Raw genomic sequence first — 23816 nt, 5'->3', positions numbered from 1 at the left:
AACTAAGATACTTATATCCTAGCCTCTTTTTAGATTACGCCTCTTTTTCTGTTTCTTCTTCTACAGCATTGGCAAATAATCCATAAATATATTGCTCCGTGTCAAACGGCTGAAGATCGTCCACTTTTTCTCCAAGTCCAACGAATTTAACAGGAAGCTTCAGTTCGTTTCGAATGGCAAGAACAATTCCGCCTTTAGCCGTACCATCTAGTTTTGTCAACACAATTCCCGTCACGTTCGTTGCTTCTGAGAATGTTTTAGCCTGACTTAAAGCGTTTTGACCCGTCGTCGCATCAAGTACAAGCAGTACTTCATGAGGAGCACCAGGAATTTCTCGCTCAATAACACGCTTTACTTTCTCTAATTCTTTCATTAAATTCACTTTATTTTGAAGGCGGCCTGCTGTATCACATAGTAAAACATCTGCTTTTCGAGCCTTGGCTGACTGAACAGCGTCATACATGACAGCGGCAGGGTCAGAACCTGCAGATTGCTTAATAACATCAACACCAACGCGTTCTCCCCATACTTCTAACTGCTCAATCGCACCAGCACGGAACGTATCACCTGCTGCCATTACAACTTTTTTGCCTTCTTGTTTGAATTTATGCGCAATTTTCCCAATTGTTGTTGTTTTCCCAACGCCGTTTACCCCTACAAACAAGATCACTGTTAAATCATTTTGCTGCATATTCAGTTCACCAATCTGCTCTTCACCAGACTCATAAATGTCAATTAATTTCTCAGAGATAACAGCCTGCACATCTTGAGGATCCTTAATATTACGGCGTTTCACTTCCGATTTTAAGTCATCAATTAAATCCAACACGGTAGCCACACCGACATCAGCACTAATTAAAATTTCTTCTAATTCCTCAAAAAACTCTTCGTCTACTTGACGATAGCGAGACACTAGATCATTCACGCGTTCTGAAAAAGAATTGCGCGTTTTTGATAGTCCATCTTTAAATTTTTGTGTAACAGAATCGGTTTGCATTGTAATTTTTTCTTTTAGTTTCTTAAAAAAGCTCATTCGTACCACCCTTTCATTCTATGAGTTAAACATATTGCTTTGATTCTTCTAAACGAACAGAGACTAATTTCGATACGCCAGATTCTTGCATTGTCACACCGTACAGTACATCAGCTTCTTCCATTGTACCTTTTCGGTGAGTAATAACAATGAACTGTGTTTGATTACTAAATTTGCGTAAATACGTAGCGAAGCGATGAACGTTTGCTTCATCAAGCGCCGCTTCCACCTCATCTAGCACACAAAACGGCACCGGACGTACTTTCAAAATAGAAAACAGGAGGGCAATGGCTGTTAACGAACGCTCGCCGCCTGACAGCAACCCTAGATTCTGCAGTTTTTTCCCAGGAGGCTGGGCAACAATTTCTACACCTGTATTTAATAAATCTTTCGGATCTGTTAATTTCAAATCCGCCTTTCCTCCTCCGAATAGGGAAGAGAACACTGTACCAAATTCATTGCGGATACGAGTGAACGTATCAGAAAAACGTTTCTTCATTTCCTCGTCCATTTCTTCAATCACTTGATACAGCGTATTTTTCGCTTCGTCAAGGTCCGCTCGCTGCGTATTTAAAAATTCATAGCGCTCTGAAACGCGTTCGTATTGTTCAATAGAACCTAAGTTTACGGTTCCTAATTCATCAATTGCCAGCTTAATGAGCTTGATTTTTTTCCTCGCTTCTTGAATATCTAATGTTAAAGGATATTTTTCTTTTGCTGCTTCAAAGCTAATTTCGTACTCTTCTGTCAGCTGCTGCAGACGGCTGTCTAGCTCTACGTCAATTCGATTGATTTTGACTTCTTCATCTTTTAAAGCATCCGTAATTTGTTTGTACTGACGCTGCAGCTCTTTTACAACCCTCTCTTCGTCTTCAAGTTTATTCTGGGCTTTCAACCGCTCTGATCTGCAGTCATCCATCAATTGTAACGTTTCTGTCTTTTCTTTTATTCGCTCATGCGCCGCTTCTTCGAGCTTAAGTTCACCCGAGTCATTGCTCGTGATTTCACTCGTTAAAAGAGAAAGATCATCTGTAGCTTCAGACAAACGCTGAATGGTTTGATCAAGCTCAAAGCACACTCTTTCATATTTTTCTTGCTGATTTGTGAGGAACTGTTCTTTTTTCGCAAGAAGCACTTTTACTTCTGTAAGCTCATGTTGAACCGTTTCTTTAGACGTTTGCTGTGTATGCTTGCGTGCAGCTAACTCTTCAATGTTTTTCTCTAATACATTTGCCTGCTGCTGATTTCCTTGCAAACTCGTATGCAGCTCATCAATTCGAGCGGACAAGCTTGTTTGATCTTGTCTAAAGCTAGCAATATCATGATCGTACATGGTTAAACGGTCATTCACTGCTTTTTCTTCGATGTCAATTTGCTTTACTTCTCGGTCAGATTCCTGCTCTTTGTCTTTCAAGCGTTCCACAAATGCCTGCTGTTTATTAATTTCCTGTTGAAGCTCTTCAATCTGTGACTTTTTATCTTTTACATCTTGCTCGAGCACAAGCGTCTTTTGTTCCATCTCTTCTATTTTTGCCGTAATGGCTTCCACTTCACGCTGACGGCCTAATAAAGAGTTGGACTTTTGCTTCATGGAACCCCCTGTCATCGAACCACCGGGGTTGACGACATCTCCTTTAACGGTCACAAAACGATAGCGATGCTGCACAAGACGGGCAAGTTCATTTGCACCTTTTAAATCATTGACAACAATAACGGTTCCAAGCAAATTTTTAATAACTCGGTCGTAGGTAGCTTCGTATTTAACAAGAGATGAAGCGATCCCTACATACGCTTCGTGACTCTCTAGCATAGAAATAGTTTGAGCCGGAACATAACGGTCTTTTACAGACGTCAGTGGTAAAAATGTAGCTCTCCCGTAACCATTTTGTTTCAAAAAGCCAATTGCCTGACGTGCACTTTGTTCGTCTTGAACGACAATATGCTGAGCTGCTCCTCCAAGCGCAATTTCAAGCGCTGTTTCATACTCTTTTGGAACATTGATTAACTCAGCAATGGCGCCTTTGATACCTGCAAGCTTCTCATCACGCGCTTTTAACACTTCTTTTACACCGTGAAAATAACCTTCATAGTCTTCTTGCATCTCTTCAAGCATTTCTTTTCGTGATTTTGTCTGCTGCACGTACTGATAAGCTTGATAAAGCGTAGACTCTTGTTTACGATAGGCTTGCCTTAATGACTCAAGCTTCTCTCCTTGTTGCTTATACACGTGTACAGCCTGCTGAAGCTCTTGACGAAACTGAGCAAGCCTTTTGATCGCCGCTTCTTTTCGCTGCGTTAATTCACGGCGCTGTTCTACGTATTGCTCGTTGGATTTTGTTAAACGCTGCTCTTTTTCAAACGTTTGCATTTTTTGCTGCTCTAAAAATGAAATTTCATTTCGAGCGGATGTTTGAGCGTTCGCTAATTCAAAATACTCGCTTTTCATCTGTTCAAGTTTTTCTTCTAGATTCTCGCTGTACTGCCTGAACAGCTGTTCCTGCTCAGTAAGCTTTAGACGTATCTCTTGTACTTCTTTTTGAGATTGCTCAAGATCTTTTCCTTCGCTGTCTTTTGCTTTACTTAGCTCTTGATGCTTATGAGTATACTCTTTTACTAAACGTTCCAGCTGCTCTTTATTTTGAAAGGCGTTTTTCTTACGCTCTTTTAATACTTCTTTTTTGCCTTCTAGCTTTTCTACTTCTTCACTTACATATAGTAGTTTTTTATGTAAAGAGTCTAGTTGTTCATCTATTTGCTGAATGTGCAAACGAAGGGTCTGGATTTCTCCTTCACGCGTGCGAATATTCGTCGCGAGAGATTCTTCGAGCTGCTCGTGCTGAGCCATTTCAGCCTTTAATTTTTCCCATTTCTGATGAAGATCTTCAACTTCAAATACCGTAACAGCCACATCAATGTGCTCTAATTCTTCTTTTTTCTGCAAATAATCTTTTGCAATAGACGATTGAATCTGTAAAGGCTCTAACTGACCTTCAATTTCATGAAGAATATCTACCACTCGATTTAAATTTTCTTGCGTTTCGAGAAGTCGAAGCTCCGCTTTTCGTTTACGCGTTTTGTATTTTAATACACCTGCTGCTTCTTCAAAAATTTTACGGCGCTCGTCAGATTTACTGCTTAGTACTTCTTCTACTTTTCCTTGACTAATAATCGAAAAAGCTTCTCTTCCAAGTCCTGAATCCATAAATAAATCGACAATATCTTTCAAGCGGCACGGCTGGTTGTTAATAAAAAATTCACTGTCTCCTGAGCGGTACACGCGCCTTGTAATACTAACTTCATGGTAGTCAAGCGGGAGAAACTGGTCATCATTTTCTAACGTAAGCGTTACGTCAGCAACATTTACTGCACGGCGCGATTCGCTTCCTGCAAAAATAATGTCCTCCATTTTCCCTCCACGAAGCGATTTGGCTGACTGTTCTCCAAGCACCCAGCGTATGGCATCTGTAATGTTGCTTTTTCCGCTTCCATTCGGTCCTACTACCGCCGTTACACCTGGCACAAAATCTATCGATACTTTTTCTGCAAACGATTTGAACCCTGCAATATCTAATCGTTTGAGGAACATAGAAATCCCCCCTCACACATGTAATTTTTTCATAGCAAATCCCCCTTTATAACGAATACGTTAAGAGGGGGATCATTTTATTTCGTTTGACTTGCTCTAATTTTCGTAATAGCTACTTGAGCTGCTTTTTGCTCTGCTTCTTTTTTCGAACGCCCTACACCAACGCCGAGCTCTTCACCATTTAACGATACGCGAGATAAGAATTCGCGATTATGCGCTGGACCTTTTTCTTGCAAAACTTTGTATTCTAAGTGTCCAACTCCATCACGTTGAATCACTTCTTGAAGCTGGCTTTTGAAATCCATCACATGAGAAAAAGCACCTTCATTAATTTTTGGAAAGACAACTTTTTTTAGAATCGTTACTACCGTATCAAGCCCTTGGTCTAAATAAAGAGCTCCGATAAATGCTTCAAACACATCGGCCAGTAAAGCCGGTCTAGATCGGCCGCCTGTCATCTCTTCACCTTTTCCAAGTAACACTAGTTTACCAAAATCCATTTCATTTGCAAAAGTAACAAGCGACGGTTCGCACACAACTGCTGCACGAAGCTTCGTTAACTCACCTTCACTCATCGTTGGATATTTTTTAAATAAAAATTGTGATACGGTTAGTTCTAATACAGCATCTCCTAAAAACTCAAGACGCTCGTTGTCTTCATACGGTCTTCTGCGATGCTCATTCACATAGGATGAATGTGTAAATGCTTGAAAAAGAAGCGCTTCATTTGTAAACTGAATACCAATTTCCTTTTGAAACTCTGCAAAATTTTGCTTGAATTTCACGTTTATCTTTCGATCTCGATTTGAATATTGTTTAGGCATAAAATACCTCCGCTTACCTGCTTCAATTGTTTCGTAGTTTTTTCCTAACATCTCTCATTATAAAACGAGGTATCCTAAAAGATACACTACCTTTTCAAAAAAAGAGGTCTTTTTTTGAAATTCTTAAAAAGAAGAGAAAGCCCCGCTGTTTAACGGGGCTTTTCATACATATACTACAGATTAAATTTGGCTCTGTATGTAATTAACTGCATCTCCTACAGTTGAAATTTTTTCAGCTTCTTCGTCAGAAATTTCGATATCGAATTCCTCTTCAAGCTCCATTACAAATTCAACTACGTCTAGAGAGTCAGCACCTAAGTCTTCTTTGAAACTAGATTCTAGTTTCACTTCACTTTTGTCTACACCAAGACGATCAACAATGATTGTTGTTACGCGTTCTAGTACCTCTGCCATTGTTCTTCACCTCCCCTCAAGTCATTATAGATGATTTCCATCTAAAATACTATGGTTGAATAATAAAGTTTATCGGTCGCCTAGTAAACGTCCCTTTGTACTTTATCACCAAATTACACTTTTCGTAAAGTGCCTTTTTTACATCACCATTCCGCCGTCAACGTGAATCGTTTGACCCGTAATATAGCGGCTTGCATCTGATGCTAAAAACGCAACTGCGTTCGCAACATCCTCAGGCTGGCCGAAGCTTGCAAGAGGAATTTGCTTTAACATTTCCGCCTGCACTTCTTCATTCAATTTATCCGTCATGTCTGTTGCAATGAAACCAGGAGCAACTGCATTCACTGTAATATTGCGGCTTGCTAATTCTTTAGCAGTTGTTTTTGTTAAACCAATCACGCCTGATTTTGCTGCTACATAATTTGCTTGTCCAGCATTACCGCTGACGCCGACAATTGATGAAATATTAATGATACGTCCTGCGCGCTGCTTCATCATTTGACGAGTAACCGCTTTTGTACACAAAAATACGCCTTTTAAGTTTGTATTAATAACATCATCCCATTCGTCTTCTTTCATACGCATAAGAAGATTATCACGTGTGATGCCCGCATTGTTCACTAAAATATCTACTGAACCAAATGTAGAAATCGCTTCTTTTATCATTGCTTGTACAGAATCACTTTCCGCCACATTTGCTTGTACAGCAATTGCATCCGTTCCTAATCCTTTAATTTCATCCACTACTTCAAGAGCTTTCGCTTCACTGCCAGAATAGTTTACAACTACTTTAGCACCAAGCTTTCCGAGCTCAATTGCAACGGCACGACCAATTCCGCGAGAAGCGCCTGTTACAACCGCAACTTTCCCTTGTAACATGTTATTCTCCCCCTTTTAGTGCGTCAATCGTTGATTTTAATGATGTAAGATCATTAACAGCATAAACAGCCGCACGGCGATTTACTTTTTTCACAAGACCTGATAATACTTTTCCTGGTCCAATTTCAACAAATGTATCTACACCTTCTGCAAGAAGTGTCTCAACTGTTTCTTCCCATCTCACCGGAGAATACAGCTGTTCCACTAGCTTGTTTTGAATATCTTGACTGTCAGTAACCGGCTTTGCTGTTACGTTTGCTATGACTGGAACTTTCGCATCGCTAAAGCCCACTGTTTCTAGCGTATCACGTAGTTTTTCAGCGGCTGGCTTCATTAAACTAGAGTGGAACGGACCGCTTACCACTAGAGGAATCACGCGTTTTGCACCTTTTTCTTTGGCAAGAGCTCCAGCTTTTTCTACGCCATTTACCGTACCTGAAATAACAATTTGACCCGGACAGTTAATATTTGCAAGCTGGACAGCGTCGCCTTCGCTTGTAATTTGAGCGGTAACAGCTTCTAGATCTTCTGCTGACATGCCAAGCACTGCTGACATTGTACCTTGACCTGCTGGTACAGCTTCGTCCATATAGCGACCTCTTTTGTGAACAGCAACAACGGCATCTTCAAACGATAAAACCTCAGCAGCCACAAGCGCACTGTATTCTCCTAGACTGTGACCCGCAACAAAATCGGGTGTAATTCCGCTCGTTTTAAATGCTTCAAGCAGCATTGTACTCGTTGCTAAAAGAGCAGGTTGAGCATGATAAGTTAACGTCAATTCTTCTTGAGGCCCTTCAAAAATAATGTTTGAAAGACTGAATCCTAAAGCTTCGTCAGCCGTATGAATCAGCTTTTTCGCTTCCTCTGTTCCATCATATAAATCTTTTCCCATACCAACAGTTTGTGACCCTTGGCCTGGAAAGATAAATGCAATTTTCCCCATTTCTTATCTCTCCTTTTCTTCATTAGCAGTTTGTTCGATTGCTTTTTGAATAGTGGAAGACACATTGTTTTCCACCATATTCACAGCTTGCTTAATCGCGCTAAACACTGCATTCGCATCCGACGAACCGTGCGCTTTGATAACAGGCGCATGCAATCCAAACAGCCCTGCGCCTCCATATTCACTGTAATCCATTTTCGCTTTCAACCCCTGCAGCTGAGGTTTTAGCACCGCTGCGGCTAACTTGCTTTTTAACGTGCTCATTAATTCTTGTTTAATCATAGAAAACAAGGAAAGCGCCGTTCCTTCAATGCTCTTAAGAGTCATATTCCCTGTAAAACCATCTGTTACAACCACATCCGCTACGCCGTTTAGCAAATCACGGGATTCCACGTTGCCTACAAAATTAAGATCAGCATTTTTTAGCAGCTGAAAGGCTTGCTTTGTTAAATCATTTCCTTTTTTATCCTCAGTTCCAATGTTCAGCAGCCCCACTCTAGGAGCTTGAATGCCGCGTACTTTTTCGGCATACACAGACCCCATCACAGCGTACTGGAGCAAATGTTCAGGCTTGGCATCAACGTTTGCACCAACGTCTAGCATCAAAAAGCCTTTTCCATCTAGTGTCGGAAGCGTCGGAGCAAGTGCTGGACGTTCAATGCCTTTGATACGACCTACAATAAAAAGTCCCGCTGTCATTAGCGCACCTGTGTTTCCTGCTGAAATACAAGCATCCGCACGACCTTCGGCTACTTCATTTGCCATTAATACCATAGATGCTTGTTTTTTACGGCGCACAGCTCGCACTGGCTCATCAGTTGCATCAATGGTTTCTTCTGTATGAATAATCGAAATACGATCTGAATTTGTTAAATACTTTTTTATTTCTGATTCGTTTCCAATTAACGTAATATGTAATTCTTTAAATTGAGCAGTAGCTTTTTCTACACCTTCAATAATGGCTTTCGGTGCATGATCTCCGCCCATTGCATCAATAGCTAGTTTCATGTTGCGTCTCATCCTTTTTATTATTTATCCTTTGTAGAACGATACATTTTAAAAGTGCCAGAGAACACTTGCTCTTGCCCTACATAGCTGTTTACCTCAACGGTGGTTCGCACTTCACTAGTTGACAGAACTTTCGCTTTTGCTATCACTCGTTCATGAAGCTTAACAGGGCGATGATAACGGATCGACGCATCTGCTGTGAGCGCTAGTTCGTTGTTAATAACAGCGACAGCTAACGAATTAGCTTGCGCAAAAAGGTGGTGACCACGAGCAATTTGATTACGCTGAAACACATGCTCTGTTTTCACATCAAAAATAGATATCGCTGATTGATCTAGTTCAATGTCGATAACTTCTCCAATTACTTCTTCAATCGGAAGCGAACGCACTTCCTCGTCTAGTTGTTTTGAAGCTACATGCTTAATACGTTCTCGCAGTTCAGGAATCGACAACTCTAGGCGGTCTAATCGAATTGTTTGAACGCTCACTGAAAAACGGTCTGCTAGTTCTTCATCCGTAATAAATGGGTTTTCTTCAATTGTCGTTTTTAATAGCTGCTGTCTTTCTTTTTTACTGCGCTTCATTGTCCACCATCCGAACTTTTAATACTAGGTACTAATAGCAGTATATAATCATTGCCTTCTAATTGCAACATTTTTCACATGCTGTATTCTGTGCATTGACGTCGTAATAATGGCCACCAGCGGCTAACTCTTTCACTCTAAGCCGCTTTTTATCTTTATAGACGAAAAGAGATTGAGACATAACTACATCACTCCAATCTAAAGATGAACAAATGGGGTAAAGGAGCTCGTATAGATTGCTTGTTACACCGCTGCTGATTTCCGTGCAAGACTTCGCTTTCCCCGCAGGAGTGCCATGCCCTTTACTTAACAGTTAGAAGCACCTACATACCCATCACCTACATGAAATCTACGTTCATCATCACAATGAAAAAAATCCGAACGATTGATCGTTCGGATTTTCCTTCAACTAAACTACTTTGTTTCAGTCTCTTTTACTAATCAAATTTTTCTCCAGTCAATACGCCCGTTGCTTCTAGTTGTATTCTCAGCAGTGCAAACTGATCTTCTGTCCAAAAGCTGTCGGAATTTACAAGCTTAGCAGCATCTTCTCGAGCTACTTCAAGCGCACGGTAATCGTGCACCATATCGGCTACTTTAAACTCAGGCATACCGCTTTGTTTTCTACCAAAGAAATCACCAGGTCCACGAAGCTCTAAGTCTCTTTCTGATAATACAAATCCATCGTTTGTTTCCGTCATAATGGTCATTCGTTCTTTTCCAACTTCTGATTTCGGATCCGCGAGCAGAATACAATACGACTGTGCATCTCCTCGTCCTACGCGTCCTCTTAGCTGATGAAGCTGAGATAACCCAAAGCGCTCTGCATCATAAATGACCATAACGGTTGCATTCGGAACGTTCACTCCTACTTCTACAACCGTTGTTGATACTAAAATCTGCACGTCATTTACGCTAAACTGTTTCATCACTTCTTCTTTTTCATCAGGTGACAACCTTCCGTGCATGAGACCAACGCTTGCTTTTCCATTAAAATAGTGAGTGAGTGTTGCATGTACATCAATTGCATTTTGAACATCCAGCTTGTCCGATTCTTCAATCAACGGACAAATAACGTAAGCTTGTCTGCCGTCATGTATTTCTTTTTCAACAAAATGTAAAATACGTTCAAGCATATCATGTTTTACCCAGTATGTTTCAATTGCCTTACGTCCTGCTGGCATTTCATCAATAATGGACACATCCATTTCTCCAAACACCGTAATAGCAAGAGTTCTTGGAATAGGAGTCGCCGTCATAAACAGTACATCGGGACTCTCTCCTTTTTCACGTAAAACCCGGCGCTGCCCGACTCCAAAGCGGTGCTGTTCATCCGTAATGACGAGCCCTAAGCTATTATATATAACTTCGTCTTGAATTAAAGCATGTGTACCTACTAATACATGAACATCTCCGTCTTTCACTCGCTGAAGCAGCTCTCTTCTTGCTTTTCCTTTAACAGACCCTGTTAGCAAGCCTACGCTGATGCCTACCTTTTCAAGCATCGCAGTCAATGACTCAGCATGCTGTTCAGCTAAAATTTCAGTCGGTACCATTAAAGCCCCTTGGTGCCCTGCTAAAACAGTCGCGTATAAAGCAACCGCTGCTACGACTGTTTTACCTGACCCTACATCACCTTGCAGCAAGCGATTCATGCGATAAGGCGATTTCATATCGTGCGTAATTTCATTTACTACACGTTTTTGAGCGTTTGTTAACGGAAACGGCAGCAAGTTCGTGAAATTTACCAGCTCAGTTGAATCAAACGCTTGCTTCATTCCAGGCGTTTCTTCTCTTTCGCGCTTTCTAAGCGCCTGCATTTTTAATTGAAAAAGTAGAAATTCTTCATAGACAAATCGACGTCTTGCTTGTTTTAAATCTTCATGATTACGAGGCAAGTGAATGCTTCTAACCGCTTCTTCACGCGTTACTAGTTTGTATCTAGAACGAATAGAAGTCGGGAGCATATCCTGAATGCTACTGCCATAATTCTTCAACGCAAGAGAGACGAACTTCCGCATTCCTTTGACCGTTAAGCTGCCTTTAACCGAGTAAACAGGCTCAATCGTTTGATTTTTAACAAACGGAGAAAATTGAAGCTCCTGCAAGTTAATCGTTTGCCGATGCTGATCCCATTTCCCCGTAACCGTAACAGTTTGATCGATTTCTAACTTTGACTTATAGTAAGGGCGATTAAAACAAGTAACCGTAATCAAATAGCGGTTTACTAGCAGTCGAAATGTCAGGCGCGAACGTTTTTTTCCGTAATACGTAAGCGAGGGGACGCTGTGAACCTTTCCTTCTACGGTGACCTTTTCGTCGTGCTTTGCTTCAGCCAAATCTTTTAACTCATAATCTTCATAGCGGTATGGGAAATGTTCTAATAAGTCATGCACACTGTGAATATGCATATCCTCTAATGCTTGTGCTGTTTCCTCTCCAATACCTTTAATGGTTTTAATTGAAATAGTTGTTAGTTCATTCACTTTTGTTTAATGCAATACCAAAGATCTTCGCTTCAAGCTCGCGACCTGTTGGTGTTGCCGCTAAGCCTCCTTGTGCAGTTTCTCGTAATGCAACCGGCATTGTTTGACCAATTTTATACATAGCATCAATGACTTCATCACATGGAATACGACTTGTAATGCCTGCCAAGGCCATATCTGCTGCAATCATTGCATTCGCCGCTCCCATTGCGTTTCGTTTCACACATGGAACTTCTACTAGCCCCGCTACTGGGTCACATACTAATCCTAGCATATTTTTGAGAGTAATTGCCATTGCTTCAGCTGCCTGACTAGGTGTACCTCCTGCCATTTCAACAATCGCTGCTGCTGCCATACCTGAAGCTGAACCAACTTCTGCTTGACATCCGCCTGCTGCTCCTGAAATAGACGCATTATTGGCTACAACAAACCCAAAAGCACCTGATGTAAATAAAAATTCAATCATTTCTTTACGAGTTGGGTTTAGCTTATGTTGCACTGCAAACAGCGTTCCTGGCACTACCCCCGCAGATCCAGCAGTAGGCGTTGCACAGATTGTCCCCATTGCCGCATTTACTTCGTTTGTCGCTACAGCTTTGCTGACTGCATCTAAAATTAAATTTCCAGATAAAGATTTTCCACTTTGAATATAGTTTTGAAGCAGCACTGCATCTCCGCCTGTTAAACCTGTAACAGACTGTACCCCTTTTAAACCTCGTTCAACCGCTTCTTCCATAACCGTTAAGTTCCGGTCCATTTTTTCCATAATTTCTTCACGAGTAACTCCCGTGATATCTATTTCCTGTTGAATCATAATCTCTGCAATTTTTACATTTTGACTTTCTGCTAATTCTACTAGTTCTGCTACGTTTCGAAACATAGTAACCTCCGCTATTATTCTGTCTTATTTTCACTTCAGAACCATCTATAACCACTCGGCTCCAGTTATTCTCTCAAGCCGTTCCTATTCGCTCTATCCTACTCCACCATTCTTGTTACTTGAATAATGTGAGGTAATGTTTTTAACTCTTCAATTACATCATCTTCAATATTCGTATCCATTTCAATTGCCATGAGCGCTACTTCTCCGCGCTCTTTGCGAGATACTTCCATATGTCCGATATTAATTAAATGTTTCATCAAAATATTCGTAACGGTCGCAATGGCACCAAATCGATCATTATGCACAACGAGAATAGCTGGATTCATGCCTGATAAATTTAATTCAAATCCGTTCAGCTCCGTAATTTGAATTTTTCCTCCGCCAATTGAAATTCCAACAACTTCAATTTCCTTTAATCCGTCGCTCATTTTGATGCGAGCAGTATTCGGATGATCTGTGATTGCCGCTTCCTCAACAAATGTGACGTCCATTCCTTCTTTTTTAGCTAAGTCCAAAGATTGCGGAATACGCTGGTCGAACGTATCAAAATCTAAAATACCGCCAATTAGCGCTACGTCTGTTCCGTGCCCTTTATACGTTTGAGCAAAAGAACCGTACAGTGAAACCACAACTTTTGTGGGCTGCTTGCCAAAAAGCGTTCGGGCAACGCGTCCAATACGCGCTGCACCAGCTGTATGCGAGCTGGATGGTCCAATCATTACCGGACCAATAATATCAAAGACAGATTTATATTTCATAAGGATTTTCCCCCTGCTATTTAGACATTGTTATTACTTATATGTTACTTGAGCTTTTGACTTTTTGGAAGCTTTGTTTCACGCTCTTAAAAAATTTAAAAATTCTCATTTTTATTAGGGATTCACGCACAAAAAAAGCAGTGTATTTATCCATAAAAATAAGATAAGCACACCGCTTTTTTTGCTATATTATGCAGGAAAAGATAAATTACTTAAGCTGCTTCTTGCTCGGAAGCTACATCGTCTACTGTTTTAATTTTAAAGTTTTTAAAAACAACTGAACCTATAAATCCAGCTAATGCTCCCGCTAGTGCGCAAAGCACTGCACAAATTGTGACCTTCATAGGGTCATTAAACCCAAACATCACTGCAAGTCCTGCGATGGGCGTTGCCGTGCCTGCAGCATCATTTACCAATCCGAACAGAGCCACAACCACACCGGCCATTGCACCTCCAACAAAGTTTGTAATGTAAATAGGAATTGGATTTGCTGAAATAATATTCGCTTGCGTTAAAGGTTCAACTGCAACTGAAATGGTTGTACGACGATCCCCAATTTTTAATCGATCAAACAGCACATAGTTCATGAAAGAAGAACCAAACACAGCAAGAGCTCCAATCGCCATAGGCAATCCCGTTAACCCTAGCATAGCCGTTAAAGCCATTGAGCTAAGCGGAGCCGTTGCTACTACTGTAATAACTCCCCCTAAAATAATTCCCATCAAAATAGGGCTAGCACTTGTTGTATCTTTGATAATTCCTCCAATATTTAAAAGAGTCGCATCTACAATAGGTGAGAATGCATTACCAATTAATCTTGTTAAAGGTGCCGCAATTAAGATGTTGCCTAATAAGTCTAGACCAGCAGGTGCCTTTTTCTCAATAAATTTCACGACAAATGCCATGAGGTATCCCGCAAAAAATCCAGGGAGCAAGCCTAGCCCTGAACACACCACTCCCATCATAAGAGCATATACAGGAGATACTCCTAACGCCAAAGCAACTAGTGCTGCCGCTGCAACTCCTCCCATTCCTCCTGCAGCCTTTCCAACTTCACCCAGGAATGAAATACCTAGTAAATCTCCTCCTACATATGACTGAAAGGCCTCTACGAGAAACGCAGCTACCGCTCCGCTTGCCAGAGCCCCCATTGCTTTCATGCCGTAAGGTGCCTTGTTGCTAAACAACCAAAATAAAAATAAAACTAATAATAATAAACCTGTTCCTTTTAAAATATCCACTGTTGTCTCTCCTCTCATGCTGTTTTCTTTCACATTTGACTTAATCAGTTTTCAAAACTACCATATAAACGGGTTCTTTTCAACTAATATACCTAACATGCCGAACGATTACAACACTTAAAAATAAAATAGTTCGTATTTAACTTAAAAAAACACCAAAAAAGAAGCGCCCCTCGGGAGGGATGCTTCTTTTTTGGTTATTCAATTGCAAAAATGTAAGAATATAAAGGTTGATCTCCTTTATGAAGCTCTACTTCAACTTCTTCAAACGTTTCTTCTACAAACGATGTTAGCGCTTCAGCTTCATCGTCTGAGACGTCCTCGCCTTGAAGAATCGTAAGGATTTCCGCTTCCTCATCCATCATATAAGTCAAAAGCTTTTTTGCTGCTTCTAATTTCTCTGAATCTTTTACGACGATTTTCTTTTCGGCAATACCCATAAAATCGCCTTTAGCTAATTCAAGGCCATCAATATTTGTATCGCGAACTGCATACGTTACTTGTCCTGTTTTCACGTGCTGTAGAGCTTCTGTCATTACTTCCTCATTTTCTTTTAAGCTTTGCTGAGGATTAAATGATAGCAGCGCTGTCATTCCTTGAGGAACCGTTTTAGACGGGACAACCGAAACGTGACTGCCGGCAACAGCAGCCGCTTGGTTAGCAGCCATCACAATATTTCCGTTATTAGGTAAAATCAGTACCTGTTCAGCATTTGTTTCTTCAATCGCTTTGACAATATCCTCCGTACTTGGATTCATTGTTTGTCCGCCTTCAATGACAACCGTTGCCCCAAGGCTCTTGAACAATTCAGCAATTCCTTTTCCCATTGACACAGTAACAATGCCAAAGGGCTGTTTTTCAGCATTTTTTACTGCAGGCTTTTCTTCACCTGAAACAATGCTGCTATGCTGTTCTCTCATGTTTTCAATCTTCATTTTAATTAAACTTCCGTACTGCTGCCCGTAGTTTAACACTTCTCCAGGATGCTCGGCGTGAATATGAACTTTCACGATTTCATCATCAGATACTACAAGCAATGAGTCGCCCCATTTACTTAAGTCTTGACGAAACGTTTCTTCAGAAAATGTTTTAGCTGCAGGCTTATCCTCTTCCAGCCTTACCATAAATTCTGTACAATAGCCAAATTCAATATCTTCTGTATTCATATGGCTTTGCGCATGCTTATGATGCTCAGCATTTACGAGTTCATTCATTGAAGGGGCTGACATGGGTACACCCGGAAGTTTTTCACCTTTTAATTCAGCTAAAAAGCCTTCATAAATTAAAACAAGCCCTTGACCTCCGCTATCCACTACGCCTACTTCTTTTAACACGGGTAAAAGATCTGGCGTGCGATTTAACGAAGCATTAGCTTCCTTAAGTACTTCTTCCATGAACAGAATCATATCAGATTGCTTTTTAGCAACAGCCGCTGCTTTTTTAGCAGTATCCTTAGCTACTGTTAAAATGGTTCCTTCGATTGGTTTCATAACAGCTTTATAAGCAGTTTCTACACCAAGCTCAAGGGCTTCAGCAAACTCTACTGTTGTAATCGCTGACTTTTGCTCAACCGATTTCGCAAAACCGCGGAATAATTGAGATAAAATAACTCCTGAATTACCGCGCGCGCCCATCAATAAGCCCTTAGACAAAGCTTGACTCACTTGGCCGATGTGATCAGATAGTTTATTTTTCACTTCTTTAGCACCAGACGTAATCGATAAGTTCATATTTGTTCCAGTATCGCCATCTGGTACGGGAAAAACGTTCAGCGCATCTACATAATCTGCATTGTTAGATAGATGCTGGGCTCCTTGAAGCACCATTTCTCTAAACCGCTTTCCGTCTAACGTTGTCATTGACACGAATCTTCCTCCTTAATTAAACGTTCGTTACACGAACACCCTGCACATAAATATTTACTGAATCAACCGTTAAACCAACCGTTTGTTCCAGTGTGTATTTTACTTTTGTTTGCACATTATGAGCAATTTCAGAAATTTTTGTTCCATAGCTTACGATAATGTACATGTCGATATGTACGTCATCCTCTTCTTGTCTTACCACAATACCTCGTGTAAAGTTTTCTTTGCGAAGAATTTCTGTAAGACCATCTTTAAGCTGATTTTTTGAAGCCATTCCGACAATCCCGTAACAATCAACAGCTGCTCCTCCAGCAATTGTTGCAATTACATCTGTAGAGATATCAATTTGACCATACTTCGTTTTCATTTCGATGGACATACTCGTTCCCCTTTCTACTTTCATAGGTTATAAATATTCTACTATAATCAATCTCGTTTTAAAAGAGGCGTCCAGCTTGTCCCTTTTAAAGATGACAGTATTAGGTATCAACTTGTCTTAAAATAAGTAATAGCCCAAGTTATACCTATTTCTACTCTCTATATTATTGAACATAGATTCATTTTATATGTCAAGGAAAATTTCTTGAAAGCTTTTCTCCAGAACTATTGCATTCTCTGTAAGGCTATGATAAATTAATATAGTATTTCTCAAAACAGAATTGAGTAGTTTTTTTGGTGTTAGGAGGGAAAATCATGGCACGCAAATGTGTAGTAACTGGTAGAAAAGCTCGTTCAGGTAACGCACGTTCTCACGCAATGAACGCTACTAAGCGTAAATGGGGTGCTAACGTTCAAAAAGTACGTATCTTAGTGAACGGTAAACCAAAACGTGTGTACGTTTCAGCTAGAGCCCTTAAGTCTGGTAAAGTTCAACGCGTTTAATCTTTATAATGAAAAAGCACCATATTTTATGGTGCTTCTTTTATTATTCCGGCGTTGTTAATCTTTTTTGAACGAATTAAGCATGACCTTTACGATCCCACCTAAAAACTTTGGAAGTTTGATTGTATAGAATTTCATACTGTCCCTCCTAACCGTCTCCACACTTTATCTCCTTTTAAAGAAAGCCCTATGTCCTGCTCTCATTTTCCATACTTCATCACAAGCAACGTTTATCATTGCTTCTTACCATCATTAATATGCCTTTTGCAAATGAAAAAGTACCTCTTTGTTGAATAAGTTCATTGCTAATACATAAAGTTGAGCCGAGTTCTACTTCATGCTTATTGAGCGGATATTTGAAACCTTCTAGCGTAAGCTCTTTTACACTGCCTGCAAATGGAACGAATGAAATATAGTGAAATTCCTTGAAATGATCTACATGATAAGTGCCTGGTTCAAACAATTGAATGATATTTTGATTGTCAATCATTTGTACATTCGCTTTCTTTTTTAACCCTTTGTACAGGAGCTGAATGCTTCCAAACATGTGGTCAAGCCTTCCACCTGTTGCTCCAAAGATACAAATACTGTCCGGTTTTTGCTCTATTGCCCACTCAAAGGCAAGCTCCAAATCCGTTGCATCTTTTTCTGCAGGATACAGTTCAACATCTTGTAATGCTTCTCTCACTAGCTTAAGCTGCGCATTTGTAATGGAATCAAAATCTCCGAATGCTTTTACGGGCAAAATGTCTTGCTGAAGAAGAAGGAATACGCCGCGGTCTACTCCTACCCACTTTACATCATTTGATTGGTGCAAGGGCGGCATATGTTCATCCGGTCCCCCTGCTAGAATATGAATTTTCATTATGTATATGCTCCTTTTCTATTAAAAAATGAACGAAATAACTATGTTTTCTTTATCCTAAAAGAAAAAGCTGCTGTGTACAAGTTCTACTCGTTGTACACAGCAGCTTTTATTACTTACGCTTGAACAGTTGTGCGAATTTGACTAATTGCGCCAGCTCGGTCTTCTTGGTTATAAATAGCTGAGCCAGCCACTAAGACATTTGCTCCTGCTTCCACACATTTTCTTGCTGTTTCTTCATTAATTCCTCCATCAACCTCTACTTCAATAGAAAGGTGACGAATTTCAATAAGCTGAGAGATTTGCTCAATTTTCGGCAGTACACTCGGAATAAAGTTTTGTCCTCCAAAGCCTGGGTTCACCGTCATTAATAAAATAAGATCGATATCTTCTAAGATATGCTTTACCACATCAATTGGCGTTGCAGGATTTAAAGCAACGCCTGCTTTCATGCCGTGCTCTTTGATTAATTGAATGGTGCGGTGCAAATGAGTACACGCTTCAGCATGTACCGTTAAAATATCAGCACCTGCCTTTGCAAACATTGGAACGTATTGATCTGGGTTTTCAATCATTAAATGCACATCTAATGGCAGTGTTGTGACAGGGCGTACAGCCTCAACGATAAGCGGTCCAATTGTAATATTAGGAACAAAATGGCCATCCATAACGTCTATATGGATGTAGTCTGCTCCACCTGCTTCAACTTCACGAATTTCTTCAGCAAGCTTTGAAAAATTGGCAGATAAAATGGAAGGTGCGATTTTTGTCATTTTTAATACCTCGGCTTTCTTTGCTTAATTTCCTCAATAAATTGCAAGTAATGTTCGTAGCGATAACTCGGAATTTCTTTTTGTTCGTATGCTTCTTTCACCGCACATTTTGGTTCTTTCACATGCAAACAACCTCGAAATTTACACTGTTCACTCAAACGCGACATTTCAGGAAAACAATGGGTTAACTCTTCTACTTCTAACGTTAAAAATTCCAGTGAGCTAAAGCCTGGCGTATCGGCTACTAAACCTTCACCAAACGAAATCAGTTCTACATGACGTGTTGTATGCTTTCCTCTTCCAAGCGACATTGAAATATCATTTGTCTTTAACTCAAGCTCTGGTTTAAGTGTATTTAACAGTGAAGATTTACCTACACCTGACTGTCCGGCAATAACCGTTACGCGATCTTCAAATAACGGCTGAATTTGTTCCATGCCTTTTTCTGTGACTGTCGACGTTAAAATGACCTCATATCCTATTTTACGATATTCTTCGGCATATTGCTCGATTTCTTGCTTTTGCTGCTGTGATAAAAGATCTACTTTTGAAATACAAATAATAGGTTCAATATGATTAGACTCCACTAACACTAAAAATCGGTCAAGAAGCATCGTGCTAAAATCAGGTTCAATCGCTGAAAAAACAAGCAGCGCCTGATCAACATTTGAAATTGGGGGACGAACTAATTCATTTTTACGTTCTTTAATTTCAAGTATATATCCTTCAAGCTTATTTTCTGCCTGAAATACTACATTGTCACCGACTAAAGGCGTTACCTTCTTTTTACGAAAAACACCTCGTCCTCGACATTGCGTTACTTGTCCGTCATGAAGAACATAATAAAATCCGCTAAGGGATTTAATAATTCTTCCTTCTGGCATAACCTCACTCCTATCACTCTGGATATTCAACGTCTTTTTCTTCAATAACTTCCCCGTCTCGGACAATTTTATAAGACGCTTTTTCATTTTCATCAACTAAAACATCGAACGATTCTTTTGTTGTTTCAGTAATCGTTAGTTCTTTAGCAGGAACGGACATATCGTTATCTGCATCTTCGATATAAATTTGTACTTTTTGCGGCTTTGGCTTTTCCTCTTCTGTTCCGGTGGCATCGCCTGTTTCCGTTGCGTCGCCTTGTTCCGTGCTTGCTTCGGTGTCAGTCTCTTCTTTATACGGAATAGTCACATCCACTGACACCGTTTGAGGAGCTTTTGGCTCCTTGCCCATTGAGACCGTAATGGTGAGCTTATCACCTTGCTCGATACTCTGCTCCGCTGCAGGCTTTTGAGACATCACAAGACCTTTTTCAACAGTGTCGGAATACGCTGTTTTTACGTCCACTTCAATATCTTCATCTGACGCATAATCTTTTACGCTTTTTTCCGTCCAGCCCGAGAAATCCTTTAATGTAATCTTCGGCGGACCCTTACTTACCCATAGCGTAACCGTTGTATCTTCGGGCACGACTTGTTCGGTTTCTTTAGGCGTCTGATCTGTAATATTGCCTTTTGGTTCTGTGCTTTCAACTTCGATGGATTGGATATCTTTATAATTCTGCTTTTCTAACAGACTTTTTACTTCCGTAAAGCTTCTTCCAATGTACCGATTAAATGCTTCTTTTTTCTTTCCTGTACTTCGATAAATAATGACATTAGATCCTTCTTTGATAACGTCTCCCGCTTCTGGCATCGTTTTAACCACGTCGCCTTCTTCCACCTCATTATCAGATATATCTTTAGGATTCTTCACTTTAAAGCCTAAAGAAACTAAATCGGTTACTGCTGATTCATAATCTTGATTATGTAAATCAGGAACCTTTACGTCTTTTGGCAGTAATAAAGCCGGAATAAATGTAACGGCGGCTACGCTAGCAGCTGCCAGCAGCAAAAAAATTAAAACAAGCGTTACAATCAGCTTGCTCTTGCCTTTTTTCTTTTTCTTCTTTTTTTTCTTCGGCTTTAACTCTTCTTCCTCTTGTTCTTCGCGCTCTAAGTGAGGCGGTTTTCTCACAGGTACGTGCGTTTCTTCGGATTCAACAAAATCCTCCTTAATAACTGGAATGGCTTTTGTCACTTCTTCATCATCAGGCACCGTAAACCTTTGTTCATTATAACGATTTGGATGAACAGCAGACTGTAAATCCGCTTCGAGTTCTTCGACGGAACTGTATCGGTAAAATGGATCTTTAGTTGTTGCTTTTAATACAACATTCTCCACGCTTTGAGGGATAGATGGATTCCATCTTTTAGGAGAAGGTGTTTCTGTCTGTAAATGTTTTAAGGCAATTGACACAGCCGATTCCCCAGAAAAAGGAACTCGACCCGTTAGCAATTCAAATAGGACGATGCCAAGCGAATAAATATCAGAACGCTTATTCGCAAGCCCTCCCCTTGCCTGTTCAGGAGATAGATAATGAACAGAGCCCAAAACAGAATTAGTATGCGTAATGGTTGTAGAACTTAGTGCTACGGCAATGCCGAAGTCAGTAACTTTAATGGTATCATCATGATCAATTAAAATATTTTGAGGCTTAATATCCCGGTGAATAATTCCGTACTGATGAGCATGGGCAATAGCTGATGTAATCTGCGTCATAATATGTATGGCTTTATCAAGAGATAGTGGTGATTCTTGCAGAATGTATTGCTTTAATGTCATACCCGGTACATATTCCATGATGATATAGTAAATATCTTCTTCTTCTCCAACATCATAAATGCTGACGATATTAGGATGAGCAATACTCGTAGCAGATTGTGCTTCTCGATGGAAACGCTTTATAAACGCATCGTCACTTGCAAAGTCTAAACGAAGCACTTTAATTGCCACATCACGATCCAAAATCATGTCGCGACCTAAATAGACGTTTGCCATTCCGCCTCCACCAATTACTTGCAATACCTTATAACGGTCGTTTAGCCGTCTACCTATTAGCAACACTCTCACCCACTTTCAGATGTAAAGTCCACAATTGCAAGTGTAATATTGTCTTCTCCACCAAGCTCATTTGCTAATTGAATCAGGCTCGTACCCTTTTCGTGAAGTGATGAACTTGTTGATAACGTTTCGTTCAGCTTTTGTTCCGTTACCTTATTTGTCAGTCCATCTGAACATAATAATAATCGATCTTCTTTTTCCACTTCAATTGTTTTTACATCTAAACTAACATTTTCTTCGGTACCTAGTGCTCGCAATAAGATATTTTTTCGTGGATGATGCTCGGCATCTTCTTTGGTAATTTGACCATTTTTTACGAGTTCATTCACAAGAGAATGATCTTCTGTTACTTGTTGAAATCCATATTCATTTGAAATATAGCATCTGCTGTCTCCTATATTACCAATCGCACAAAACGTATCGGCGCATAAAGCAAGTACAACTGTTGTACCCATTCCTTTACACTCTTCATGCTCCTGAGCATACTGATAAATATCTTGATTAATTTGCGAAACATGCGTACGAATCCACTGCGTCGCCTCATCAGGAGACGTTACTTTGTCCGCTTCTTCCCACGCTATTTGCAATTTTTGAACCGCCATCTCACTGGCGACGTCGCCAGCTCGATGACCTCCCATACCATCAGCCACAATTGCAAGCAGCTGATTGTATTGGTTCAAAAATACCCCTCCGTTATCTTCATTATGTTGTCTAACTCTCCCTCGGTCTGTCATGAAGACAGTTGCCATACAATCACCTCGTCTCTTCTTTACGCTCCTTCGCACGTAATTGGCCACAAGCTGCATCGATGTCATGACCTTGCTCACGTCGAATAGTCACGTTAACGCCACGCTTTTTAAGCGTACGTTCAAATGCAAAAATCTGTTCACGCGGTGTACGAACATAATCACGCTCAGGCACATAGTTTACGGGAATCAAGTTCACGTGACATTTAACGTCTTTAATCAAATCCGCTAATTCCTCCGCATGCTCTACTTGATCGTTTACTCCTCCGAATAGACCATACTCAAAGCTAATACGTCTTCCCGTTTTATCCGTATAGTATTTAATGGCTTCCATCAAATCAGGAAGTTTGTACGCACGGTTAATCGGCATTAAGCGTGAGCGGATGTCATTGTTTGGAGCGTGAAGTGAAATCGCAAAATTGATTTGCATTTTTTCATCAGCAAACTTATAGATTTTCGGAATGATTCCACTTGTCGATACTGTGATATGACGTGCACCAATATTTAATCCATCATCACTGTTAATTGTTTTTAAGAAGCGCATCATTTCATCGTAGTTATCAAATGGCTCCCCAATACCCATAATTACGACAGAGCTCACGCGTTCTCCTTGTTCATCTAGCGCTTTTTGTACTTTTACTACTTGTGCTACGATTTCTCCAGCTTCTAAGTTACGCTTTAAACCTCCAAGAGTAGACGCACAGAATGTACAGCCGATGCGACAGCCAACTTGAGTTGTTACACAGACAGAATTTCCGTATTCATGACGCATAAGCACCGTTTCAATTGTATAACCGTCATGGAGTTCGAATAAAAACTTCATCGTGCCGTCCCCAGACGTTTGCTGGACAACTGTTTTTAATGTCGTTAATGCAAATTTGTCTTTTAACTGTTCACGTAATCCTTTAGATAAGTTTGACATATCGTCAAAGTCCGTTACGCGTTTAACATATAACCAGTCAAAAATTTGTTTAGCACGGAACTTCTTATCTCCGTGTTCCACTAACCAATTTTCTAGGTCGTGCATTTCTAATGAATAAATAGATGGTTTTTGCGCTTTTTCTTCTGCTTTTGCTTTTCTTTTAGCTACTTCTTCCATT

The 23816-nt window shown here is 40.3% G+C and carries 22 protein-coding genes; 1 reads left to right on the top strand and 21 read right to left on the bottom strand.

From position 1 onward, the window contains the following. Positions 1 to 34: 34 nt before the first annotated feature. The 14 genes from ftsY to AC2YJL_RS03400 all read right to left on the bottom strand — a co-directional run bounded on the left by ftsY (position 35) and on the right by AC2YJL_RS03400 (position 16886). On the bottom strand, positions 35 to 1033 hold the full coding sequence (ftsY, locus tag AC2YJL_RS03465) for a signal recognition particle-docking protein FtsY (protein WP_013058902.1): 999 nt from the start codon (positions 1031 to 1033) through the stop codon (positions 35 to 37). A 25-nt stretch (positions 1034 to 1058) separates the two neighbouring features. Next, on the bottom strand, positions 1059 to 4619 hold the full coding sequence (gene smc, locus AC2YJL_RS03460; protein WP_028410798.1) for a chromosome segregation protein SMC: 3561 nt from the start codon (positions 4617 to 4619) through the stop codon (positions 1059 to 1061). Positions 4620 to 4696: 77 nt separating this feature from the next. Further along, positions 4697 to 5443, bottom strand: coding sequence for a ribonuclease III (rnc, locus tag AC2YJL_RS03455; RefSeq protein WP_028410797.1), 747 nt, complete (start codon positions 5441 to 5443; stop codon positions 4697 to 4699). 180 nt (positions 5444 to 5623) lie between these two features. After that, positions 5624 to 5857 carry an acyl carrier protein gene (gene acpP, locus AC2YJL_RS03450; protein ID WP_013058905.1) on the bottom strand — a complete coding sequence of 78 codons (234 nt, stop codon included), beginning with the start codon at positions 5855 to 5857 and terminating at the stop codon, positions 5624 to 5626. A gap of 138 nt (positions 5858 to 5995) precedes the next feature. After that, on the bottom strand, positions 5996 to 6736 hold the full coding sequence (gene fabG, locus AC2YJL_RS03445; RefSeq protein ID WP_013058906.1) for a 3-oxoacyl-[acyl-carrier-protein] reductase: 741 nt from the start codon (positions 6734 to 6736) through the stop codon (positions 5996 to 5998). Position 6737: 1 nt separating this feature from the next. After that, complete coding sequence (gene fabD, locus AC2YJL_RS03440; protein ID WP_050689658.1) at positions 6738 to 7682, bottom strand: ACP S-malonyltransferase; 945 nt, start codon at positions 7680 to 7682, stop codon at positions 6738 to 6740. A gap of 3 nt (positions 7683 to 7685) precedes the next feature. Next, a complete protein-coding gene (plsX, locus tag AC2YJL_RS03435; protein ID WP_028410795.1) occupies positions 7686 to 8690 on the bottom strand; it encodes a phosphate acyltransferase PlsX in 1005 nt (334 codons plus the stop codon). Between the two features lie 20 nt (positions 8691 to 8710). Continuing rightward, on the bottom strand, positions 8711 to 9274 hold the full coding sequence (fapR, locus tag AC2YJL_RS03430; RefSeq protein ID WP_013058909.1) for a transcription factor FapR: 564 nt from the start codon (positions 9272 to 9274) through the stop codon (positions 8711 to 8713). Positions 9275 to 9711: 437 nt separating this feature from the next. After that, positions 9712 to 11760: an ATP-dependent DNA helicase RecG gene (gene recG, locus AC2YJL_RS03425; RefSeq protein ID WP_251568766.1), complete on the bottom strand. Its 2049-nt coding sequence runs from the start codon at positions 11758 to 11760 to the stop codon at positions 9712 to 9714. Continuing rightward, complete coding sequence (sdaAA, locus tag AC2YJL_RS03420) at positions 11753 to 12640, bottom strand: L-serine ammonia-lyase, iron-sulfur-dependent, subunit alpha (protein WP_013084817.1); 888 nt, start codon at positions 12638 to 12640, stop codon at positions 11753 to 11755. Before sdaAA ends, recG begins: the two co-directional genes overlap by 8 nt. A 98-nt stretch (positions 12641 to 12738) precedes the next feature. Then, the gene (gene sdaAB / locus AC2YJL_RS03415) at positions 12739 to 13401 is read right to left on the bottom strand and encodes an L-serine ammonia-lyase, iron-sulfur-dependent subunit beta (RefSeq protein WP_251568767.1); all 663 of its coding nucleotides are present in this window, start codon (positions 13399 to 13401) and stop codon (positions 12739 to 12741) included. Positions 13402 to 13613: 212 nt separating this feature from the next. Continuing rightward, positions 13614 to 14642, bottom strand: coding sequence for a PTS sugar transporter subunit IIC (locus AC2YJL_RS03410; protein WP_028410793.1), 1029 nt, complete (start codon positions 14640 to 14642; stop codon positions 13614 to 13616). 197 nt (positions 14643 to 14839) lie between these two features. After that, positions 14840 to 16507: a DAK2 domain-containing protein gene (locus AC2YJL_RS03405; protein WP_230933508.1), complete on the bottom strand. Its 1668-nt coding sequence runs from the start codon at positions 16505 to 16507 to the stop codon at positions 14840 to 14842. A gap of 16 nt (positions 16508 to 16523) precedes the next feature. Next, a complete protein-coding gene (locus tag AC2YJL_RS03400) occupies positions 16524 to 16886 on the bottom strand; it encodes an Asp23/Gls24 family envelope stress response protein (RefSeq protein ID WP_013058913.1) in 363 nt (120 codons plus the stop codon). A 314-nt stretch (positions 16887 to 17200) separates the two neighbouring features. On the opposite strand from AC2YJL_RS03400, the gene rpmB reads away from it, so the two are divergent. Beyond that, positions 17201 to 17389 carry a 50S ribosomal protein L28 gene (gene rpmB / locus AC2YJL_RS03395; protein ID WP_013058914.1) on the top strand — a complete coding sequence of 63 codons (189 nt, stop codon included), beginning with the start codon at positions 17201 to 17203 and terminating at the stop codon, positions 17387 to 17389. Between the two features lie 57 nt (positions 17390 to 17446). On the opposite strand, the gene spoVM is transcribed toward rpmB, so the two are convergent. From spoVM to rlmN, 7 genes are all read right to left on the bottom strand, one after another. Further along, positions 17447 to 17527, bottom strand: coding sequence for a stage V sporulation protein SpoVM (spoVM, locus tag AC2YJL_RS03390; RefSeq protein WP_016765421.1), 81 nt, complete (start codon positions 17525 to 17527; stop codon positions 17447 to 17449). A 79-nt stretch (positions 17528 to 17606) separates the two neighbouring features. Beyond that, complete coding sequence (locus AC2YJL_RS03385) at positions 17607 to 18254, bottom strand: thiamine diphosphokinase (protein ID WP_230933509.1); 648 nt, start codon at positions 18252 to 18254, stop codon at positions 17607 to 17609. 116 nt (positions 18255 to 18370) lie between these two features. Further along, positions 18371 to 19027, bottom strand: a complete 657-nt coding sequence (gene rpe, locus AC2YJL_RS03380) for a ribulose-phosphate 3-epimerase (protein WP_013058916.1) — start codon at positions 19025 to 19027, stop codon at positions 18371 to 18373. A gap of 2 nt (positions 19028 to 19029) precedes the next feature. Next, positions 19030 to 19911, bottom strand: a complete 882-nt coding sequence (rsgA, locus tag AC2YJL_RS03375; protein WP_013084823.1) for a ribosome small subunit-dependent GTPase A — start codon at positions 19909 to 19911, stop codon at positions 19030 to 19032. Between the two features lie 13 nt (positions 19912 to 19924). Next, the gene (gene pknB / locus AC2YJL_RS03370) at positions 19925 to 21970 is read right to left on the bottom strand and encodes a Stk1 family PASTA domain-containing Ser/Thr kinase (protein ID WP_028410789.1); all 2046 of its coding nucleotides are present in this window, start codon (positions 21968 to 21970) and stop codon (positions 19925 to 19927) included. Between the two features lie 5 nt (positions 21971 to 21975). Next, a complete protein-coding gene (locus tag AC2YJL_RS03365) occupies positions 21976 to 22719 on the bottom strand; it encodes a Stp1/IreP family PP2C-type Ser/Thr phosphatase (protein ID WP_028410788.1) in 744 nt (247 codons plus the stop codon). 4 nt (positions 22720 to 22723) lie between these two features. After that, on the bottom strand, positions 22724 to 23815 hold the full coding sequence (gene rlmN, locus AC2YJL_RS03360) for a dual-specificity RNA methyltransferase RlmN (RefSeq protein WP_013084826.1): 1092 nt from the start codon (positions 23813 to 23815) through the stop codon (positions 22724 to 22726). Position 23816 lies beyond the last annotated feature (1 nt).

Source organism: Priestia sp. SRI_019 (assembly GCF_057586255.1).
Note: the sequence above shows the minus strand (reverse complement) of the source record. Positions and strands in the feature narration are given on the sequence as shown.

What these genes read in the sequence shown, in the direction of transcription:
- AC2YJL_RS03400 (WP_013058913.1), bottom strand. Translation starts at nt 16,886, where the DNA reads ATGTCCATCGAAATGAAAACGAAGTATGGTCAAATTGATATCTCTACA.
- ftsY (WP_013058902.1), bottom strand. Translation starts at nt 1,033, where the DNA reads ATGAGCTTTTTTAAGAAACTAAAAGAAAAAATTACAATGCAAACCGAT.
- rlmN (WP_013084826.1), bottom strand. Translation starts at nt 23,815, where the DNA reads ATGGAAGAAGTAGCTAAAAGAAAAGCAAAAGCAGAAGAAAAAGCGCAA.
- plsX (WP_028410795.1), bottom strand. Translation starts at nt 8,690, where the DNA reads ATGAAACTAGCTATTGATGCAATGGGCGGAGATCATGCACCGAAAGCC.
- sdaAA (WP_013084817.1), bottom strand. Translation starts at nt 12,640, where the DNA reads ATGTTTCGAAACGTAGCAGAACTAGTAGAATTAGCAGAAAGTCAAAAT.
- rnc (WP_028410797.1), bottom strand. Translation starts at nt 5,443, where the DNA reads ATGCCTAAACAATATTCAAATCGAGATCGAAAGATAAACGTGAAATTC.
- rpe (WP_013058916.1), bottom strand. Translation starts at nt 19,027, where the DNA reads ATGACAAAAATCGCACCTTCCATTTTATCTGCCAATTTTTCAAAGCTT.
- fabG (WP_013058906.1), bottom strand. Translation starts at nt 6,736, where the DNA reads ATGTTACAAGGGAAAGTTGCGGTTGTAACAGGCGCTTCTCGCGGAATT.
- fabD (WP_050689658.1), bottom strand. Translation starts at nt 7,682, where the DNA reads ATGGGGAAAATTGCATTTATCTTTCCAGGCCAAGGGTCACAAACTGTT.
- AC2YJL_RS03385 (WP_230933509.1), bottom strand. Translation starts at nt 18,254, where the DNA reads ATGAAAATTCATATTCTAGCAGGGGGACCGGATGAACATATGCCGCCC.
- smc (WP_028410798.1), bottom strand. Translation starts at nt 4,619, where the DNA reads ATGTTCCTCAAACGATTAGATATTGCAGGGTTCAAATCGTTTGCAGAA.
- rsgA (WP_013084823.1), bottom strand. Translation starts at nt 19,911, where the DNA reads ATGCCAGAAGGAAGAATTATTAAATCCCTTAGCGGATTTTATTATGTT.
- AC2YJL_RS03365 (WP_028410788.1), bottom strand. Translation starts at nt 22,719, where the DNA reads ATGGCAACTGTCTTCATGACAGACCGAGGGAGAGTTAGACAACATAAT.
- rpmB (WP_013058914.1), top strand. Translation starts at nt 17,201, where the DNA reads ATGGCACGCAAATGTGTAGTAACTGGTAGAAAAGCTCGTTCAGGTAAC.
- fapR (WP_013058909.1), bottom strand. Translation starts at nt 9,274, where the DNA reads ATGAAGCGCAGTAAAAAAGAAAGACAGCAGCTATTAAAAACGACAATT.
- spoVM (WP_016765421.1), bottom strand. Translation starts at nt 17,527, where the DNA reads ATGAAATTCTATACAATCAAACTTCCAAAGTTTTTAGGTGGGATCGTA.
- sdaAB (WP_251568767.1), bottom strand. Translation starts at nt 13,401, where the DNA reads ATGAAATATAAATCTGTCTTTGATATTATTGGTCCGGTAATGATTGGA.
- acpP (WP_013058905.1), bottom strand. Translation starts at nt 5,857, where the DNA reads ATGGCAGAGGTACTAGAACGCGTAACAACAATCATTGTTGATCGTCTT.